Genomic DNA, 16,880 nt, shown 5'->3' with positions numbered 1-16,880 from the left:
CGACGGCGCGTGTCGTCGCAGTCGTTGATCCCCATCGCGACGACCGCCGGTCTGCTGGCGCTGTGGGAGCTGCTGGCCCGCGGCGGGGTGGTCCCGGCCGAGGTTCCGCCGTTCACGGACGTGGCCGTCCGGCTGGCCCGGCAACTTGGGGACGACGCCTTCTGGACGGCGCTGGGCCAGACACTGTGGCACACCCTCGCCGGTCTGCTGATCGGCGGTGCTGTGGGCATCGTCGTGGGCGGCACGATCGGCCTGCTGCCCTTCGTGCACCGGCTGTTGAACGTGCCGCTGGAGTTCCTGCGGCCGATCCCGGCGATCGTCTACCTGCCGCTGCTGATCCTGGTGATGGGCTCCCGCTCGCAGACCGCGATCATCATGGCCTCGCTGGGCGCCCTGTGGCCGATGCTCTTCCAGTCGGTCTACGGCGTGCGCGCCATCGACGGGCAGGTCGTCGAGACCGGCAGGGTGTTCGGCCTGACCCGGCACCAGATCCTCCGGCACGTCATGCTGCCCAGTGTCCTGCCCTACCTGGCGACCGGCGTACGGATCTCCTCGTCGCTGGCGCTGATCGTCGCCATCTCGGCGGAGCTCGTCGGCGGCATCCCGGGTCTCGGCGCGGCGATCGGCAACGCCGCACAGAACGGTCTCTATCCGACCATGTACGGCCTACTCGTCGTGTCCGGTGTGCTCGGCATGTTGCTCAACGGCGCGCTGGAGCGTACCGAGAGACGACTGCTGCGCTGGCACGTCTCCCACCGTGAGGTGAGCGCATGAGGTTCGCCGTACGGCTGCGGGCACTCGGCGTCGCGCTGCTGGTACCCGTCGTCCTCGTGGTGCTGTGGTGGGTGCTGTCCGCCGACAGCACGTCCGCCTTCTACCCCTCCCTGTCGACGATCCTCACGAACTTCCGCGAGACCTGGCTGTTCGCGCGCGCCGGTTCGGACGTCGTGCCGAGCCTGCTGCGGCTCGGGGCCGGCTATCTGCTGGCGGCGGTCATCGGCATTGCGCTGGGCGTCCTCCTCGGCCGCGTGCGCGTGCTGCACCTGGCTCTCCAGCCCGCCATCCAGTTCGCGCGATCGATACCGGCGACCGGGCTCGTCCCCGTGAGCATCGTCCTGCTGGGCATCGGTGACGCACCGAAGATCTGGCTCATCGCGTTCGTGTGCGTGTTCCCGATCCTGCTGAACACCATCGACGGGGTGCGCTCCATCGAACGGGGACTGGAGGACGTCGGACAGACCTTCCGCCTCACCCGTCGACAGCGCGTCTTCGCCATCCACCTGCCCTCGGCCGCCCCACAGATCTTCGCCGGCCTGCGGATCTCGCTCGCGATCGCCTTCATCATGATGATCGTCACCGAAATGCTGGGCGCCACCAGCGGCCTGGGCTACGTCACCCTCAACGCCCAGCAGAGTTTCCAGATTCCGCTGATGTGGTCCGGGATGATCCTCCTCGGCATTCTCGGCGCCGCACTCAACGCCCTTTTTGTCCTCGTGGAGCGACGTGTGCTCCGCTGGCACCACTTGTCCACCGGGAGGATGCGATGACCAAGCTTGTCGTCGAGGACCTGTCCAAGACGTACGGCGATCCGGCCCACGGCGGTGTCGAGGCGATCCGCGAGATCAGCTTCGACGTACGCGAGGGCGAGTTCGTCTGCATCGTCGGCCCGTCGGGCGGCGGCAAGACCACGCTCCTGCGCTGCCTGTGCGGGCTGCACGGGCGCACCGGCGGGCGTATCGAGCTCGACGGACGCGACGTCACCGAGCCGCCGCCGGAGATCGCCGCGGTCTTCCAGGACTACAGCCGCTCCCTGATGCCGTGGTACCCGGTGGGCCGCAACGTCGCACTGCCGTTGAAGAACACCGTGAAGGACAAGCGAGAGCGCGCCGAGCGCGTGGAGTGGTCACTGCGCGAGGTGGGCCTCGCCGGGATGGGCGACCGCTACCCGTGGCAGCTTTCCGGCGGTATGCAGCAGCGCGTGGCCATCGCCCGGGCGATCGCCTACCGGCCCGGGATCCTCATCATGGACGAGCCGTTCGCGTCCGTCGACGCACAGACCCGCGCCGGTCTCGAGGACCTCACCCTCGCCGTCCGCGACGACGTGGGGGCCGCGGTCCTGCTGGTGACACACGACATCGACGAGGCCGTCTATCTGGCCGACCGGGTCGTCGTCCTGTCCTCCCGCCCGGCCACCGTCATGGAGGTCGTGGACATCGATCTGCCGCGCCCCCGCGACCAGTTGGACACGAAGGCGTTGCCGCAGTTCGCCGAGTACCGCCGACACATCCTCGAACTCATCCGCGCGACCGGAAGGCCGGAACCGATCGCCGAGTCCCGGTCCGCCCATTAGGACGCGCGCGCACGCGGGACGGACCGCCGAAGAGCCCGTCCCGCACCGGGCAACCGGGGTGCGCATCGCCAAGGAGACCGGAAGCCGCGCCTGAGCTGAGTGGACGTCCTTGCCCCGGGTCCCCGCCGCCGTGGTGGAGAGGACCCGGGGAACCGGTCAGCGGCACTCCCCTCCCGCCGCGCAGTACCGCGCCGATCTCCGCCGCGATGGACAGGACGGTCTCCTCGGGCGTCCAGGCCCCGAGATCGAGCCCGATCGGTGAGCGCAGCCGCGCCAACTCGCCTTCCGTCAGGCCCGCGGACTCCTGACCGACGAACACGTGCGGCACTGCCGCCGCGAGATGCATGGGCCACAAGTACCGGGCGGCGGCATCTGCCTCGGGCAGTCGTCGGCCTGCAGCTAGATCGCTGCCGAACAGGTCATCGACCGGGCCCGCGAGGCGGACGCCCCTGCGGGACGGAAAGCGGTCGACCGCGGATCGCCGGGTGCTCCGGCACGGAAACAGAACAGTCAGATCGGACCGGGAGGCGGGTAATGGAACAAGTGGACCATGCGCGGGGGGCGGCGGCTGAGCCGGGCGGTCGGGGAGATGTCGTCGTCGTAGGAGCGGGCATATCGGGGCTGACCGCGGCCTTCCGGCTCCAGCGGCAGGGCTGGGACGTCACCGTCCTCGAAGCCGCCGACCACGTCGGCGGAAAGATGGCGAGCCGGGAGCGGGACGGCTATGTGCTCAACCGCGGCGCGACCATGATTCCGCAGGCATTCACCGCGCTCACCCGACTGTGCGCGGACGTCGGTCTCGGTGATCCCTTCACGCTGATGCCCCTCAGCTTCGGCATCCCGCGCGACGGCACGGTGCTGCCGCTGGGGGGAGCGGGCGTGGCCGCGGCCGTGCGGGGAATCCGCACGGACCTGTTGTCCTGGCGGAGCAAGCTGCTCCTGCGCCGGCTCCTGACCGACATGCTGCGATGGCGCCGTCGCCTCGGTCACGACGATTTCGAGGCGGCCGGCCGACTCGACACCGAGTCGGTCGCCTCCTATGCCGAGCGACGCCTCAACCAGGAGATCTACGACTACGTCATCGACCCGCTCCTGCGTGGCGTCTACCTCTCCGAACCGTCCAGGATGTCGGTCGTCGACTTCTTCCTGACGGTGGGGAAGTTCGCGGAGGGCGGGCCGATGCAGTATCCGACCGGCATCGACTTCCTGGCCAAGCGACTCGCCTCGCTCGTCCGTGTGCGCACCGGCGCCGCCGTCACGTCCATAACCCGCACCGAGTCAGGCGTGCGAACGGTGTGGCGGGACGCCACGGGGGAACACGCCATCGAGAGCCGAGGCTGCGTCATCGCCGTCGACGGCCCCACGGTGCTGCGGCTCTGTCCGGAACTTCCGGAACGGCAGCGCGAGTTGATCGGGTCCATCCCGTACGGCAGCGTCCTGAAAGGGATTTTCGGGCTGAGACGGGATCCGGAGGACCTGCCCACCATGGTCGCCGTCCCGAGCAGCGCCGGAATCGGTCTCGGAATCATCAACGTCGACTCGCGGGCGATGCCGAACGCGGTACCGCCCGGAAAGGCCGTGGTGTCCGGGCACTGGGTCGACGGCTACGCCAGGAAGAACACCGGACGGTCGGACAAGGACCTCATCCCCGAGATGATCCGCGACATGGAGAGGCTCATCCCAGGCTTCGCCGACGACCTCGAATTCGCCGAGATCGAGCGCTGGGACACCGCCACCAACGCGCGGTGTGTGGGCTTCTACCGGACCGTCGCGGAGCTGCGGTCATCGGCCGATCCGGACGCCATCGTCCAGCTCGCCGGGGACTACCTGGGCATATCCGGGACCAACAGCTCCGCGGAGGCCGGTGAGCGTGCCGCGAAGTCACTCGGCCGACGGCTGGCGTCGCTCCACGGGGACCCGCGCGACCGGGCGTGACCGCATCGGGCCCGGCCGCGCGAGGTCACGGCTTCCGTTCGGCTGCTTTCGCGCGGAAGCCGTGGGCGTCTCGTGCCCGAAGGAGGGGATCATGCCGGCTCCCGCCGGAAGAGCGCCGCCAGTGCCTGCCCGCCGCCGATGCACATGGTGACGATGCCGAGTTCGAGGTCGCGGCGGACCAGGTCCTTGGCCACTCGCAGGGACAGGATCGCGCCGGTCGCGCCCACCGGGTGGCCCAGGGCGATGGCACCGCCGTACGGGTTGGTCTTCTCGGGGTCCAGCCCGGCGTCCCGGATCACCGCCACCGCCTGGGACGCGAACGCCTCGTTCAGCTCGACGGTGTCGATGTCCCGGGGGGTGGTGCCGGTCTGTGCGAAGAGCTTCTTGAGCGCCAACACGGGCGCGTAGCCCATGAGTTCCGGCTCCATCGCCGCGGTCGTCACGGATTCGAGGGACACCAGGCCGGTCAGGCCCCGCTCCCGTGCCACCGACTCCCGGGCGAGCACCACGGCGGCGCCACCGTCGTTGATCCCCGAGGCGTTTCCGGCCGTGACGGTGCCGCTCTCGGCGAACGCCGGCCGCAGCCCGGCCAGCGTGTCCAGGGTGGTGCCGGGCCTGGGGTGCTCGTCGTCGCGCACCGTGAACGGCCTGCGGCCGCCGACCTCCACCGGCACGATCTCCTCGGCGAACGCCGCGCGGGCCGCCTCTGTCGCCGCGCGACGCTGGGACTCCACCGCGAACTCGTCCTGCCGCTCCCTCGAGACGCCGTACTTCGCGGCCACGTTCTCCGCCGTGACACCCATGTGGATGCCGTGGAACGGGTCGGTCAGCATCATCACCGTGCCGTCCACGAGCTTGCGGTCCCCCAGCTTGTACCCCGCACGGGCCCCGAAGTCGTAGAACGGCATCCGGGTCATCGACTCGTCGCCGCCGGCCAGGGCGAAGTCCACCCCGCCCCAGCGCATCTGCATCGCCGCCGACCAGATCGCCTGGAGGCCGCTGCCGCAGAGCCGGTTCACGGTGTAGGCGGCCACGCTCTCGGGCAGGCCGGCGGCGATCGCCACCCGGCGGGCGTTGTAGGCGTCCACCCCCACCTGGCCGATGCACCCCATCACCACCTCGTCGATGTCCTCCGCGGCGACCCCGGCCCGCCCGAGCGCCTCACGGGAGGCGGTGGCACCCAACTCGAAGCCGGGTGCGTCCTTGAACACTCCGCCGAAACTGCCGATCGGGGTGCGAGCCCCGTCGAGGATGACGATCTTCTCGGTGTCAGTCATGGGTATCCCATCTCGATGCCGTTCGGGGGAGTCGTCGCAGAAAGTGACGGTCTCATGTCGGCCGTAGAGATAGCAGGACGTCCTAGTACCTGTGCTTCTCCTCGCACGGTTTCGATGGATCCGCCGTTCGACGCGCCTTGGGCAGGCTCCGTCATGAGCGATCTGCACTGCCCCGCACGTCCCGTCCGTCCGGTCACCGCTTCGGCGGCGTTCGACGGGCGTGACGCCTCGATCAACATCATGCGGGGATCTTTCGCGGTCCGGATGGTGGAGTCCGGCGGCGCGCGGCCGGAGGGCATCGACCAGGGCATGGAACAGGGCTGTGCCCACCCCGTGGGGCCGCTGTGCCTGCTCGACCGGATCGGTCTTGACGCCGCCCAGGCCATCGCCGAGTCCATGCGCCAGGCGTTCGAGGAGCCGCTGTACGCCCCGCCTGCCCTGCTGTGCCGCATGGCCACCGCCGGGCATCTGGGCGCCGTAAGAGCGGGCGGGCTTCTACGTGCACGACAATTGATAAACACGTCAAACTATTGACGTGCTAGTTAACGGTGGCGTAATCTCGCCCTGAAGTGGCGTCGCGGGGGCTCGCGGGTCACGCCCGATCGGTGCGGTGTTGTCAGGTTTTTCCGGACTGTCAGCTGTTATCGAATATGTCACATGCGGAACCGGTGAAGAGGGGCGAACCGGACGAGCCGGGTTCATCCGCGGAAGTAGTTCCCCGAAGGAGTCGAGGGTGCCTTCTACGCCGCATTTCGCTCGTGTCGTGCTGCAGACGAGACCTTTTGACCCGGTGGGTGGGGCAGTGCCGGCGAAGAGCGGCTACCGCCCGACGGTGCGTGGCGCTCCTCTTCCGGGCAGCGCCACACCGAGCGGTCCCTGCGGTCGTCGTTCATCGTGCGGCACGGGGAGGTCCCGGAGGTGGCCCGTTTCGTCGTCTCGCACAGCGGGTGTCGGGCCTCGATGACTGGCAGGTCTCGGGACTCCCCGGCTCCGGCTCGCCGGCCAATTCCCTCGCGGACGTCACCCACTCACCCCGCACGGCGGTCGCCCTGATGAGGGAGAGGTCGTCCGGTGCCACCGCCGTCCCATTTCAAGGACCGGCTCTCCAGGATCGTCGCCGACCAGGGGCCCGGTCGGTGCGCTCCTTCCCCCCCTGCGCAGCACCAACGCCCGTCCGTACGGGGCCGGTTCCTGTGCCTCGACCCCGACGTGCCCTGCATCCGAGCCGCCTTGCCCTGTGAAAGGAATGCCATGTCCCAGTCCGACGAGGCTGTTCTGAAGAAGTTCCCCACCGGTTTCCGGGGTGAGGTCCTCCGTCCGCGCGACCCCGGGTACGCGGCCGCGCGGAAGATCTTCTACACGCACACCGACCATGCGACGCCGGCCCTGATCGCTCGGGCGGCCGACGCCCAGGACGTGCTCGCGGTCACGCGCTTCGCCGGCGAGACCGGTACTCCGCTGGCCGTACGCGCCGGCGGCCACAGCGTCGACGGCTCGGGCATGCCGGACGGCGCCCTCGTGGTCGACGTCAGCGCGCTCAAGGCCATCGAGCTCGACACGTCCACCGGCATCGCCCGTCTGGGATCGGGTGTCCTGCTGGGTGAGATGGACACCACGCTGGAGAGGCACGAACTGGTCGTCCCGGCAGGCACGGTGAGCAACACCGGTGTCGCCGGCCTCACTCTGGGCGGCGGCGTGGGCTACAACATGCGCCGCTACGGCGCCACCGTGGACAACCTGCTGTCCATGGAGGTGGCGACGGTCGACGGCCGCCTGGTGACGGCGAGTGCGAAGGAGAACCAGGACCTGTTCTGGGCGCTGCGCGGTGGCGGCGGCAACTTCGGCGTGGTGACGTCCTTCGAGTTCCAGGCCCGGCCGCTGGGCCCCCAGGTCTCCGCCGGCTTCGTCCCGTTCCCCGCGGAGAGCGCTCCCGAGGTACTGGCAGCCTGGCGTGAGTACATGGCGGATGCGCCCAGGGAACTGAGTGTCATCGCCGCCATGACCCAGTGCCCGCCGATGCCGGTCGTGCCGGAGCGGTACCACGGGGCGGACGTGGTGTTGTTGCTCGTGGTCCACACCGGACCGCCGGAGAAGACCGAGGCGTTGGTGGACGGGCTCGCCGCGCTGGGCCCGGCCATCGTCAAGGCGGTGCAACCGGTGCCGTGGTCCGTCGCGAACAGCATGCTCGACGCGATCGCCCCGCCGGGCCACCGCTCGTACACCAAGGGCGCGTACCTGTCCGAACTCACCGACGACGTCATCGACATCGTGACCCGCCATGCCGCGGCGCATCTGCCGTCGGCGGGCCCGGTCGCGAGCACGGTGCAGAACCTCTGGTCCATGGGCGGTGCCATCACCGAGGACTTCGACGAGGACTCCGCGGCCTTCTCCCGGGAGGGCGCCAACTGGTTCTGGGAGACCGTCACCCTGTGGGACACCCCCGACCAGGACGCGGGGTTCCACGCCTGGGTCGACGGCGTGCACGCGGCGCTCAAGCCACACGTGCGGTCCAACTGTTACGTCAACCTGTCGACCGACAATGGTGCCGATTGGCGCCGTGGGGTGTGGGGGAGCCCCGAGAGGTACGCCCGGCTGGAACGGGCGAAGGCCGACTGGGATCCGCAGAACCTGCTGCGGTTCAACAAGAACATCGAGCCTGCCAAGGCTGTCTGAGACATCGTCATGATGCCCGTCAGGCGTGGAGAGCGGCTTCCGGAGGGGAGCCGCTCTCCACGTATTCGCGCTCAGGGCTGGGGTCGGGCGGAGCGGGCCGTCGGGCCGCCGAGCAGACCCGGGGCCGCGGCGAGCAGCTCCCGCAGTACGGCGGTCGACCTCTCGACGAGCTCGGCCGGAACGCCCTCGAAGAGGGCCTCATGGGCCGCCGCGTTCACCAGGACCGCGCGCTCGGCAAGCGCGACGCCCTCGGGTGTCAGCCTGAGCCAGGTACTGCGGGCGTCGTCCGGGTCGCTCTCCCGCTCCAGAAGATGGCGGCCCACCAGACGGTGGGTGACGTTGGTGGTGCCGCCGGTCGAGAGCATCAGCGAGCGGGCGAGCCGGTTCGGCTTCATGCGGAACGGGGCGCCGGACCGGCGCAGCGCCACCAGCATGTCGAACTCCGCCGGGGTCAGCCCGAGTTCGGTCAGCTCACGCCGCATCACGCTGTCCAGCGTGCTGGACATGAACATGATCCGTTTGGTCAGTTCCGAGGACGGGCGCTCGACCTCGGGCAGCTCGTTGCGCCAAGAGTCCATCCATGCGTCTACGGGATCCGGTGTCGTCGTCACATGTTGCATCGTAGGTCACTATTGGTATAGCTTTCCAGTTAGCTTTATAGAAAGCTTTCGCCTAGAGAGGTGGGCAGCGTCATGTCCGACACCCGCATCCTGATCCGCAACGGCCATGTCATCGACACCGAGCCCGAGCCGGTCGCGCTCCCGAACACCGACGTCCTGATCGAGGACGGCCGGATCATCGCCGTCGGCGCCGACCTGCCGGCGGACGGGGCCACCGTCATCGACGCCACCGACAAGATCGTGCTCCCGGGCTTCGTGGACACCCACCGGCATGTGTGGCAGTCGGCGCTGCGCGGCGCGGCCGTGGACGTCGACCTCGGCGCGTACCTCGGCATCCTGGCGCAGTTCGGCCCGAAGTTCAGCCCGCAGGACGTGCACACCGCGACCCTGGCCGGCGCACTGGAGTGTCTCGACTCCGGCATCACGACCCAGCTGGACTACTCGCACATCTCCTACTCGCCGGAGCACGCGGACGCCGCCATCGACGCCCTGGGCGCGGCGGGCCTGCGGGCGGTCTACGGCTACGGCACCCCGGTCACCGGCGGCGGCAGCCTCGACGACGTACGACGGATCCGCGCCGAGCGCCTGGCGGACGACGGCGCGCTCGTCACCATGGCGTACGCCCCGATGGGCCCGTCGTTCACCCCGATCGAGACGGTCGCCGAGGAGTGGCGCACGGCGGACGAGCTGGACCTGCCCGTGACGTTCCACGTCTCCGCCGGCCCCGTCAACCCGCAGCCGATCTTCGCCCTGCGCGAGGCAGGTCTGCTCCGCGAGAAGATCCTCTACGTCCACGGCAACACGCTCGGCGACGACGAACTGAAGCTGATCGCCGACTCCGGTGCCTCCGCCTCGGCCGCGCCCGGCGCGGAGGCCATGCTGGGCAACAACTCCCCGGTTGCCGGTCGCCTCAGGCGCCTGGGAGTCACCACCGGCCTCGGCGTGGACGCCGTCACCTCGGCGCCCGGAGACATGTTCTCCCTGATGCGGGCCGCGCTACTGGCCAGCCAGATCGTCGACGAGCCGCGGATGACGTGCGCGGACGTCCTGAAGATGGCCACCCTGGACGGCGCCGCCGCACTTGGCCTCGCCGACCGCACCGGCTCGCTGCGTCCCGGCAAGCAGGCCGACGTCATCCTGCTGCGTCTGGACGACATCAACACCCTTACCGCTGAGCGGGACCCCATCGCGGCCGTCGTCACGGCGGCCCACCCGCACAACGTGGACACGGTCCTGGTGGCCGGAGAGGTCGTGAAGATCAACGGCCGCCTCGTCCACACCGACCTCGGCCGAGTCGCCCGGGAGCTGCGGGAGACCGCGCTCAAGGTCGCCGGCCACTGATCACCAGAAGGTCAACTCCCATGCGCGCACTGCATGTTCCCGAAGCCGGCGGACAGCCCGTCCTCGGCGACCTGCCCATCCCTGAGGTGGCCCCCGGACACGTACTGATCAAGGTCAGGGCGGCCGGACTCAACCCGCTCGACAACGTCATCGCCGCCGGGTCCATGGCTGACCGGTTCCCTCACCACTACCCGCTGGTCCTCGGCCGTGACGCCGCCGGAGTGGTGGAGGCAGTCGGTGCGGGCGTGGACCACGTCGAGCCGGGCCAGGAGGTGTTCGGCAACGTTCCGCTGGCTCCGCCGATCCAGGCCGGCACCCTCGCCGAGTACGCGCTGCTGCCTGCCGAGACCGTCGTGGTCAAGCCGGGCGGCCTCGACTTCGCCACCGCCGCCGCACTGCCCCTGGCCGCCGCGGCCGCCTGCGCCGCCGTCGACCTGATCGACCCGCAGCCCGGTCAGGTCGTCCTGGTCAACGGGGCGAGCGGCGGAGTGGGCCGGTACGCGGTCCAGCTGCTCGCCTCCCGGAATGTGACCGTCGTCGCGACCGGCACCCCCGACGACGCGGAACGGCTCACCGAACTCGGCGCCACGACCGTCGTGAACTTCGCCGTCGGCCCGGTCGCGGACCAGGTCCTGGCCGTCCACCCCGATGGCGTCGACGCCCTGGTCAACCTGGTCGGCTCCGCCCTCACCGACGTGCCCCTGGAAGCGGTCCGCAAGGGCGGCCGGGTCGCGACCACGACCCCGGCCCCCGACGCCGACGCGCTGGCCGGTGCCGGGCTGGCCGGCGGCATGGTCTTCGCCAAGCCGGTCCGCGAGACCACGAAGCCGCTCGCTGAGCTGGCGGCGGCTGGTTTCCTCTCCGTCGACGTGCACAGCGTGCTGCCCCTGGAGCGGGCCGCCGAGGGCTTGGGCGTCCTCGCCGCGGGCCGGGCCCGCGGCAAGATCGTCGTCACGTTCGGCGACTGATCCCTCAAGTGTCTGAGACAAAGCATCCATCAAGTACCTGAGAATACAAAGGAGTTGTGTCATGGCTGGACGTCTGGAAGGCAAGATCGCCGTGGTGACGGGCGGTGGCGCCGGTATCGGCCGGGTCATCGCGCAGAAGCTGTCGGCGGAGGGCGCGGATGTCGCCGTAGCCGATGTCAACGACGCGGTGGAGACGCGGGAGCTGGTCGAGGCGAACGGGCGCCGGTTCTTCGCCGCGAAGGTCGACGTGTCGGACGAGGCCCAGGTGAACGCCTTCGCCGCGGACGTCCGTGAGGCGCTGGGCCCGGTGGACATCGTGGTGAACAACGCGGCCATCGCCATGTTGAAGGACCTCGACAACACCACGTACGAGCAGTGGAAGAAGCTGTTCTCCATCAACGTGGACGGCTACTTCCTGGTCACGAAGGCCTTCGTGCAGGACCTGAAGGACTCCGAGGCCGGACGTGTGATCAACATGTCGTCGTCCAGCTACTGGGAGGCCCCGCCGATGTTCCTGGCGTACGTCTCCGGGAAGGGCGCCGTCAACGGCTTCACCCACGCCCTGGCCACCGACCTCGCGCGCTGGGACATCACGGTCAACGCGATCGGCCCCAGCGTCGTACGCACCCCGACCACGCGCCGTGAGCTGCCCGAGGAGTTCTTCGGACACCACGCTCAGCTGCAGAACCTGAAGCGCGAGCAGACGCCCGAGGACGTCGCCAACCTGCTCGCGTTCCTCGCCTCCGACGAGGCCTCCTTCATCACCGGCCAGGTCCACCTCGTCGACGGCGGCCTGATCCGCCGCTGACCCCGGTACGCGGGTGCGCGCCCTTCGGGAGCGCGCCCCGCGCCCGGGCGTACGGAATGGCCCGCGCCCACCTCTTTCCCCTTGTACGGAGTGATGTGACATGACCGAAACCCCGAGGACGACCGGTGCCCCGGCCCAGCAGAACGTGACCTTCCCCAGCGTCGGCAGCACCGCGCACGGCTACCTCGCGGTGCCGCCGTCGGGCCGCGGGCCCGCCGTGATCGTGATCCAGGAGTGGTGGGGACTGACCGACCACCTCGCCGACATCACGGACCGCCTGGCCGCCGAGGGCTTCGTCGCCCTCGCTCCGGACCTGTACGGCGGCAACGTGGCCCACGACTTCCAGGAAGCCCGTCGGATGATGCTCGCTCTGCCCGTCGAACGCGGCGTCGAGCTGCTGTCCGGCGCGGTGGACTACCTGCTGTCCCGGCCCGAGGTGACGACCGACACGATCGGCTCCATCGGCTTCTGCATGGGCGGCGGCTTCGTGCTCTACCAGGCGGCGGTGGACCCCCGGGTCAGCGCGGCGGTTCCCTTCTACGGGGTCATCCGGGGCGAACTCCCCGAGTTCTCCGGCCTGAAGGCCGAGATCCAGGGGCACTACGCGGAGACGGACGTCACCGTGCCGACCGAGTCCCTGGAGGAGCTGCGGGCGATCATTCCGGCCCAGTCCGGCATCACTCCGGAGATCCACGTCTATCCCGCGCAGCACGCCTTCTTCAACGACAGCCACCCGGAGGTCTACCACGCGGAGTCGGCGGCCAAGGCCTGGGAGCGCACGCTGGAGTTCCTGCACAAGCGCCTGGGCTGACGCCCGGCGGAAGTACGCGACATCAGGCACCGGCGCCCGGCGCCGGTGCCGTCGTCCTTTGTCCGAGCGAGGTCTCCACCAGCAGGTCGCGTCGACGCGATCTCGCGTGGTTCGGTGGACGCAGCTCTACGACGCCGGGCTCGCCGAGTCGCGAGCGGCCGGCTCAGATTTCCACGAGGTAGCTGGTGAAGCCGCCTTCCCCGCTCGACACGCCGGAAATGGCGTCGTTGATCTCGTCGAGTGGCCAGGTCTTCGGCTGGAGCAGGGAGATGTCGATCGCTCCGCTGTCCAGCAGCCCGGTGAGTTCCATGCCCTCGGCGGAGGTGAACCAGACCGAGCCGATGAGCTCCATCTGCTCGTCCATCCACCACTTCACGTCGACGCCCAGATCTCCCGCCGTACCGCCGATGTTGACGATCCGGCCGCCGCGGCCCACGCCGTGCATCGCGTCCCTGAGCGAGTCGAGGGAGGCGACCGCACCGAGGGTGTCGATCATGAGGTCCGCGCCCCGGCCCCCGGTGTGCGACCTCACCCAGTCCTCCGTGCCGCCGTCGCGGTTCGAGAAGATCTCGATGCGCTGCGGGGCGAGGGACTTGAGGCGCTCCAACAGCGCAACCCCGCGTGCGACCGCGTAGACGCGGGAGACGCCGAGCGCCAGGGCGACGAGGGTGACGCCGACGCCGAGGGTGCCCGTCGCGCCGTTGACGATCAGGGACTTACCGGCGAGGGGACCGAGTTTCCTGACCGCCGAGTAGGACGTGCCGAGATAGCCGAGCCGGGTGGCCTGCCGGAACTTCAGGCTGTCGGGGATCTTCACGAGGGCGCTCTGCGGCGCGAGCATGTACTCGCAGAAGCCGCCGTAGGGGTAACGGGCGAACATGTCAAGGCTGTTGGGGTTGTAGCCGAAGTAGCCGCCCAGCGTCCAGTGGTCGCACTTCTGTGGCGTACCGGTCCCACAGGCGTGGCACGCGCCGCACGAGCGGCCCGGGTTGACGTAGACGCGGTCTCCCGGTCGGACGCCCACGACCTGTTCGCCGACCTCGTGCACGACGCCCACCGGGTCGAGCCCGAAGATCGCCGGGAGCGGTGGGAGTGGCATGTGGGGGTACCACGTCTGCCAGTTGGCGAGGACGTTCGCCAAATTCGGCACCATGCCGCAGCCCTTGACGGCCACCACCACGTCCGTGCCGGTCGCGGTCGGGCGTGCCACGTGCTCGATCTGCATCTTCTCGCCCACGGCGTGCAGCCGCGCGGCGCGCATCAGTTCGGTCATCATCTCTCTCGGGTCTCGGGTGTGATCAGTACTCGGGCGCGATCGTCACGCGCATCCCGTCGAGCGCGGGGTCGAACACGAGCTGGCAGGACAGCCGGGAGTTCTCCGCCAGGTCGTCGCAGGCTTCCAGGAGGTCCGCCTCGTCCGCCGACCGGGGGGTGAGTTCGGCGCCGGGTGGCAGGCTGTCCACGTAGACATGGCAGGTCGCGCAGGAGAGCGAGCCACCGCAGATTGCCTCCAGTTCGTCGACTCCCGCGTTCCGTATGTTCTGCATCAGGGACAGGCCCGTGCGCGCTTCGACCGGGTGGATCTCGCCGTCCCGGGTCGTGACGGTGATCTGCATGTTCGGGTACCTCCGGGGACGGGGCTCAGGCCGACTTGGCCAGGTCTCTGAGGGATGTGCGGGCATCGGCCAGCAGGGCCGGGTCGACACGGGCGCCGGACTCCACGAGCCGACGGCCCTGCAGGTAGTCCCGGGCCGTGTTGACGCAGTCGAGGGCGGCGACCGCGCCGTCCTTCAGGTAGACGAGCGTGAAGCTCCGACTGCCCGGGTCACCACGCAGGACGGTCTGGTCGTGGCCGTGCCCGAGGCCGACGGTCTGCAGGCGCAGGTCGTACTGGTTCGACCAGAACAGCGGTACCAGACGCAGCGGTTCGGGCCTCCCACTGATCGCCTTCGCCGCGGTGGCCCCCTGCTCGGAGGCGTTCTGCCGGGACTCGACACGGATGCCGGGGCCGTCCCGCACCACCGCGCAGTCGCCCGCGGCGTAGACGTCGGTGAGCGATGTGCGGCACAGGTCGTCGACCAGGACACCGAGACCGTTCGCTGCCGCCTCGGCCCCCGCCGCCAGGAGCGGTGCGACCACAGGCTCGATGCCGATGCCGACGATCACCTGGTCGGCCGGCACCACGGCGCCGTCCGTGAGGCGTACCCCGCTCACCCCGCCGTCCCGGCCCAGGATTTCGGTGACTCCCGTACTTAGACGCAACTCCACGCCATGGGCGCGGTGTTCGGCCTCGTAGAAGCGTGAGAGGGGCTCCGCGGCGACGCGGGCGAGGACCCGGCTCAACGCCTCGACCACCACGACCTGCTTGCCGAGTCCGCTCAGCACGGCGGCCGCCTCCAGACCGACATAGCCGCCGCCGATCACCACGACGCGGTGACTGCGGTGCAGTGCCGACATGAGCCGGTCGCAGTCGGCCTTGTCGCGGATCGCGTGGATGCCGTCCAACTCGTGGCCCGGGCAGCGCAGCGCACGCGGAGTGCCTCCGGCGCACCAGACGAGCGAGCCGTAGCCGATCGTGGTGCCGTCCTCGCAGGTGACGTTGTGCGCCTCGGCGTCGACGGCGGTCGCCCGTCGGCCGAGCGCCAGGACGATGTTCTGCTCGGACCAGAACTCTGGTGGCCGCAGCAGGAGTTGGGTGAAGTCCTTCTTCCCGGCCAGGTACTCCTTCGACAACGCGGGACGCTCGTACGGCGCCACCGGCTCGCTGCCGAGCAGGGCGACGCTGCCCTCGAACCCCGCCTGCCGCAGGGAGACCGCAGCCTGTGCCCCCGCGTGCCCGGCGCCGACGATCAGGCAGTCGTAGTACTCGGTCGTCATCGTGGTGTACCGCCGATCAAGACGAAGCACATCGTCGCGGGCCGGTCGCCCTTGTTGCGCCACGCGTGCCGGGTGCCGCACTGGACGGCGACATCGCCCCGGCGCAGGTGGGTGGTCGCCCCGTCGTCCAGTTCGAGCCAGATCTCGCCGTCGAGGACGATGTCGTAGTCCACCGTCTCGGTGCGGTGCATGCCGGGCGCGTGAGGTTCGAACCGTTCGGCCAGGCCGGGGATGAACTCGCGCTGCTCGGCGTCCGCCGCGGCCGGGTCGAACCCCGGGTCCGCCAGGACGGAGTCGGGCGGGAACGTGACGATCATCAGCCGGGTCTCGCCCGGGGCGGGCGGGACCCGCAGCCGGGGCGGTGCAGTCTCGCCCTCGTCCTGCGGCAGCCGCGGGGGCGCCGCGGTGGCATAGACGACCGAGGTGGTCATACCGGGGATGGAGGTGTAATGGTGGGAGTTGGGGACGGGGCCGTCGGAGACGAAGACCGACCTGCCCTCCCGGACGGCGGTCACCACGCGCCGGGGGGCCGGGGTTCCGGCGGTCTCACTCATAGGTCAGTCCCTTCTCCTCCAGGCGTGCACGCATGGCATTGACGTCGAGGCTGAGGCGGCCGACCGCGTAGAGCTTCCGCTTCTCCTCCTCCAGCGCGGCCCGGCGGCGGGCATTGGCCAACACCTCGGCGGCGGACTTTCGCGGCACCACGCAGACGCCGTCGTCGTCCGCGACGACCACGTCCCCGGGTCTGATCAGGACGCCCGCGCAGACCAGCGGGACCTGGACGTCCGCGAGAGTCTCCTTGACGCAGCCCTGCGCGCTCACCGTCCTGCTCCAGACGGGGAACTCCATGACCCTGAGTTCCGCGGTGTCACGCACCCCGGCGTCGATCACCAGTCCACACACGCCCCTCGCCTGCGCGGAGGTGGCGAGGAGGTCGCCGAAGTAGCCGTCGTCGCAGGGCGAGGTCGGGCTGACGACAAGGATGTCGCCCGGCCGGGCCTGCTCCAGGGCTGCGTGGATCATCCAGTTGTCACCGGGCGGCACCTCGCAGGTCAGCGCCGGGCCCGCGATGATCCGCCCCGACTGGCGGGGCCGCAGCCGGTGGTCGAGGAGCCCGGTGCGGTGCTGCGCCTCATGGGCGGTGGCCACACCCAGCTCCGCGAAGCCCGCACAGGTCTCGGCGTCGGCGCGTACGACCGTCGTCACGATCCGGGCCATGG

Annotated in this window: 17 protein-coding genes and 1 pseudogene; 10 read left to right on the top strand and 8 right to left on the bottom strand. The window is 70.0% G+C overall.

Annotated elements, in window-relative coordinates:
- Positions 1-24 precede the first annotated feature (24 nt).
- The 3 genes from QA861_RS29495 to QA861_RS29485 are packed head-to-tail and all read left to right on the top strand — an operon-like array spanning position 25 to position 2,350.
- Complete coding sequence (locus QA861_RS29495; protein WP_334591722.1) at positions 25-774, top strand: ABC transporter permease; 750 nt, start codon at positions 25-27, stop codon at positions 772-774.
- The gene (locus QA861_RS29490) at positions 771-1,547 is read left to right on the top strand and encodes an ABC transporter permease (protein WP_334591721.1); all 777 of its coding nucleotides are present in this window, start codon (positions 771-773) and stop codon (positions 1,545-1,547) included. Before QA861_RS29495 ends, QA861_RS29490 begins: the two co-directional genes overlap by 4 nt.
- Positions 1,544-2,350, top strand: coding sequence for an ABC transporter ATP-binding protein (locus QA861_RS29485; RefSeq protein WP_334591720.1), 807 nt, complete (start codon positions 1,544-1,546; stop codon positions 2,348-2,350). The genes QA861_RS29490 and QA861_RS29485 overlap by 4 nt, the downstream gene beginning before the upstream one ends.
- Here QA861_RS29485 and QA861_RS29480 read toward each other — a convergent pair.
- A pseudogene (locus QA861_RS29480) lies at positions 2,295-2,648 on the bottom strand (XdhC family protein); the annotation flags it as partial. The gene QA861_RS29485 and the pseudogene QA861_RS29480 sit on opposite strands and share 56 nt — an antisense overlap.
- Before the next feature lie 236 nt (positions 2,649-2,884).
- On the opposite strand from QA861_RS29480, the gene QA861_RS29475 reads away from it, so the two are divergent.
- The gene (locus tag QA861_RS29475; RefSeq protein ID WP_334591719.1) at positions 2,885-4,285 is read left to right on the top strand and encodes a protoporphyrinogen/coproporphyrinogen oxidase; all 1,401 of its coding nucleotides are present in this window, start codon (positions 2,885-2,887) and stop codon (positions 4,283-4,285) included.
- An 89-nt stretch (positions 4,286-4,374) separates the two neighbouring features.
- Here the strand turns inward: QA861_RS29475 and QA861_RS29470 are convergent, their stop codons facing one another.
- Positions 4,375-5,562 (bottom strand): thiolase family protein, encoded by a 1,188-nt coding sequence (locus QA861_RS29470; RefSeq protein ID WP_334591718.1) that lies wholly within the window; start codon positions 5,560-5,562, stop codon positions 4,375-4,377.
- A 153-nt stretch (positions 5,563-5,715) separates the two neighbouring features.
- Here QA861_RS29470 and QA861_RS29465 point away from each other — a divergent pair, with 153 nt between their 5' ends.
- Together QA861_RS29465 and QA861_RS29460 are read left to right on the top strand one after the other, a co-directional pair.
- Positions 5,716-6,096, top strand: coding sequence for a 3-hydroxyacyl-CoA dehydrogenase family protein (locus QA861_RS29465; protein WP_443041599.1), 381 nt, complete (start codon positions 5,716-5,718; stop codon positions 6,094-6,096).
- Positions 6,097-6,813: 717 nt separating this feature from the next.
- Entirely contained in the window at positions 6,814-8,235 is a 1,422-nt protein-coding gene (locus tag QA861_RS29460; RefSeq protein ID WP_334591717.1) for an FAD-binding oxidoreductase, read from the top strand.
- A 71-nt stretch (positions 8,236-8,306) separates the two neighbouring features.
- On the opposite strand, the gene QA861_RS29455 is transcribed toward QA861_RS29460, so the two are convergent.
- A complete protein-coding gene (locus tag QA861_RS29455; RefSeq protein WP_334586140.1) occupies positions 8,307-8,846 on the bottom strand; it encodes a MarR family winged helix-turn-helix transcriptional regulator in 540 nt (179 codons plus the stop codon).
- An 81-nt stretch (positions 8,847-8,927) separates the two neighbouring features.
- On the opposite strand from QA861_RS29455, the gene QA861_RS29450 reads away from it, so the two are divergent.
- The 4 genes from QA861_RS29450 to QA861_RS29435 all read left to right on the top strand — a co-directional run bounded on the left by QA861_RS29450 (position 8,928) and on the right by QA861_RS29435 (position 12,783).
- Positions 8,928-10,196 carry an amidohydrolase family protein gene (locus tag QA861_RS29450; protein WP_334591716.1) on the top strand — a complete coding sequence of 423 codons (1,269 nt, stop codon included), beginning with the start codon at positions 8,928-8,930 and terminating at the stop codon, positions 10,194-10,196.
- A gap of 20 nt (positions 10,197-10,216) precedes the next feature.
- The gene (locus QA861_RS29445; protein WP_334586138.1) at positions 10,217-11,164 is read left to right on the top strand and encodes an NADP-dependent oxidoreductase; all 948 of its coding nucleotides are present in this window, start codon (positions 10,217-10,219) and stop codon (positions 11,162-11,164) included.
- Positions 11,165-11,225: 61 nt separating this feature from the next.
- Positions 11,226-11,972, top strand: a complete 747-nt coding sequence (locus QA861_RS29440) for an SDR family NAD(P)-dependent oxidoreductase (RefSeq protein ID WP_334586137.1) — start codon at positions 11,226-11,228, stop codon at positions 11,970-11,972.
- A gap of 100 nt (positions 11,973-12,072) precedes the next feature.
- Entirely contained in the window at positions 12,073-12,783 is a 711-nt protein-coding gene (locus QA861_RS29435) for a dienelactone hydrolase family protein (protein WP_334591715.1), read from the top strand.
- A gap of 163 nt (positions 12,784-12,946) precedes the next feature.
- On the opposite strand, the gene QA861_RS29430 is transcribed toward QA861_RS29435, so the two are convergent.
- Genes QA861_RS29430 through QA861_RS29410 form a run of 5 tightly spaced genes read right to left on the bottom strand, consistent with a single transcriptional unit; the run spans position 12,947 to position 16,878 of the window.
- Positions 12,947-14,059, bottom strand: coding sequence for an alcohol dehydrogenase catalytic domain-containing protein (locus QA861_RS29430; protein WP_334591714.1), 1,113 nt, complete (start codon positions 14,057-14,059; stop codon positions 12,947-12,949).
- Between the two features lie 22 nt (positions 14,060-14,081).
- Positions 14,082-14,399 (bottom strand): 2Fe-2S iron-sulfur cluster-binding protein, encoded by a 318-nt coding sequence (locus QA861_RS29425; RefSeq protein WP_334591713.1) that lies wholly within the window; start codon positions 14,397-14,399, stop codon positions 14,082-14,084.
- A gap of 25 nt (positions 14,400-14,424) precedes the next feature.
- Positions 14,425-15,660, bottom strand: coding sequence for an NAD(P)/FAD-dependent oxidoreductase (locus QA861_RS29420; protein WP_334591712.1), 1,236 nt, complete (start codon positions 15,658-15,660; stop codon positions 14,425-14,427).
- Entirely contained in the window at positions 15,657-16,214 is a 558-nt protein-coding gene (locus QA861_RS29415) for a cupin domain-containing protein (RefSeq protein WP_334591711.1), read from the bottom strand. Before QA861_RS29415 ends, QA861_RS29420 begins: the two co-directional genes overlap by 4 nt.
- The gene (locus QA861_RS29410) at positions 16,207-16,878 is read right to left on the bottom strand and encodes a 4-carboxy-4-hydroxy-2-oxoadipate aldolase/oxaloacetate decarboxylase (protein ID WP_334591710.1); all 672 of its coding nucleotides are present in this window, start codon (positions 16,876-16,878) and stop codon (positions 16,207-16,209) included. The genes QA861_RS29415 and QA861_RS29410 overlap by 8 nt, the downstream gene beginning before the upstream one ends.
- Positions 16,879-16,880: the final 2 nt, after the last annotated feature.

It is taken from the genome of Streptomyces sp. B21-083 (assembly GCF_036898825.1).
In the GTDB taxonomy this organism is placed as follows: Bacteria; Actinomycetota; Actinomycetes; order Streptomycetales; family Streptomycetaceae; genus Streptomyces.
Note: the sequence above shows the minus strand (reverse complement) of the source record. Positions and strands in the feature narration are given on the sequence as shown.

What these genes read in the sequence shown, in the direction of transcription:
- QA861_RS29475 (WP_334591719.1), top strand. Translation starts at nt 2,885, where the DNA reads ATGGAACAAGTGGACCATGCGCGGGGGGCGGCGGCTGAGCCGGGCGGT.
- QA861_RS29450 (WP_334591716.1), top strand. Translation starts at nt 8,928, where the DNA reads ATGTCCGACACCCGCATCCTGATCCGCAACGGCCATGTCATCGACACC.
- QA861_RS29490 (WP_334591721.1), top strand. Translation starts at nt 771, where the DNA reads ATGAGGTTCGCCGTACGGCTGCGGGCACTCGGCGTCGCGCTGCTGGTA.
- QA861_RS29460 (WP_334591717.1), top strand. Translation starts at nt 6,814, where the DNA reads ATGTCCCAGTCCGACGAGGCTGTTCTGAAGAAGTTCCCCACCGGTTTC.
- QA861_RS29470 (WP_334591718.1), bottom strand. Translation starts at nt 5,562, where the DNA reads ATGACTGACACCGAGAAGATCGTCATCCTCGACGGGGCTCGCACCCCG.
- QA861_RS29430 (WP_334591714.1), bottom strand. Translation starts at nt 14,059, where the DNA reads ATGATGACCGAACTGATGCGCGCCGCGCGGCTGCACGCCGTGGGCGAG.
- QA861_RS29465 (WP_443041599.1), top strand. Translation starts at nt 5,716, where the DNA reads ATGAGCGATCTGCACTGCCCCGCACGTCCCGTCCGTCCGGTCACCGCT.
- QA861_RS29445 (WP_334586138.1), top strand. Translation starts at nt 10,217, where the DNA reads ATGCGCGCACTGCATGTTCCCGAAGCCGGCGGACAGCCCGTCCTCGGC.
- QA861_RS29440 (WP_334586137.1), top strand. Translation starts at nt 11,226, where the DNA reads ATGGCTGGACGTCTGGAAGGCAAGATCGCCGTGGTGACGGGCGGTGGC.
- QA861_RS29485 (WP_334591720.1), top strand. Translation starts at nt 1,544, where the DNA reads ATGACCAAGCTTGTCGTCGAGGACCTGTCCAAGACGTACGGCGATCCG.
- QA861_RS29420 (WP_334591712.1), bottom strand. Translation starts at nt 15,660, where the DNA reads ATGACGACCGAGTACTACGACTGCCTGATCGTCGGCGCCGGGCACGCG.
- QA861_RS29410 (WP_334591710.1), bottom strand. Translation starts at nt 16,878, where the DNA reads ATGGCCCGGATCGTGACGACGGTCGTACGCGCCGACGCCGAGACCTGT.
- QA861_RS29435 (WP_334591715.1), top strand. Translation starts at nt 12,073, where the DNA reads ATGACCGAAACCCCGAGGACGACCGGTGCCCCGGCCCAGCAGAACGTG.
- QA861_RS29415 (WP_334591711.1), bottom strand. Translation starts at nt 16,214, where the DNA reads ATGAGTGAGACCGCCGGAACCCCGGCCCCCCGGCGCGTGGTGACCGCC.
- QA861_RS29425 (WP_334591713.1), bottom strand. Translation starts at nt 14,399, where the DNA reads ATGCAGATCACCGTCACGACCCGGGACGGCGAGATCCACCCGGTCGAA.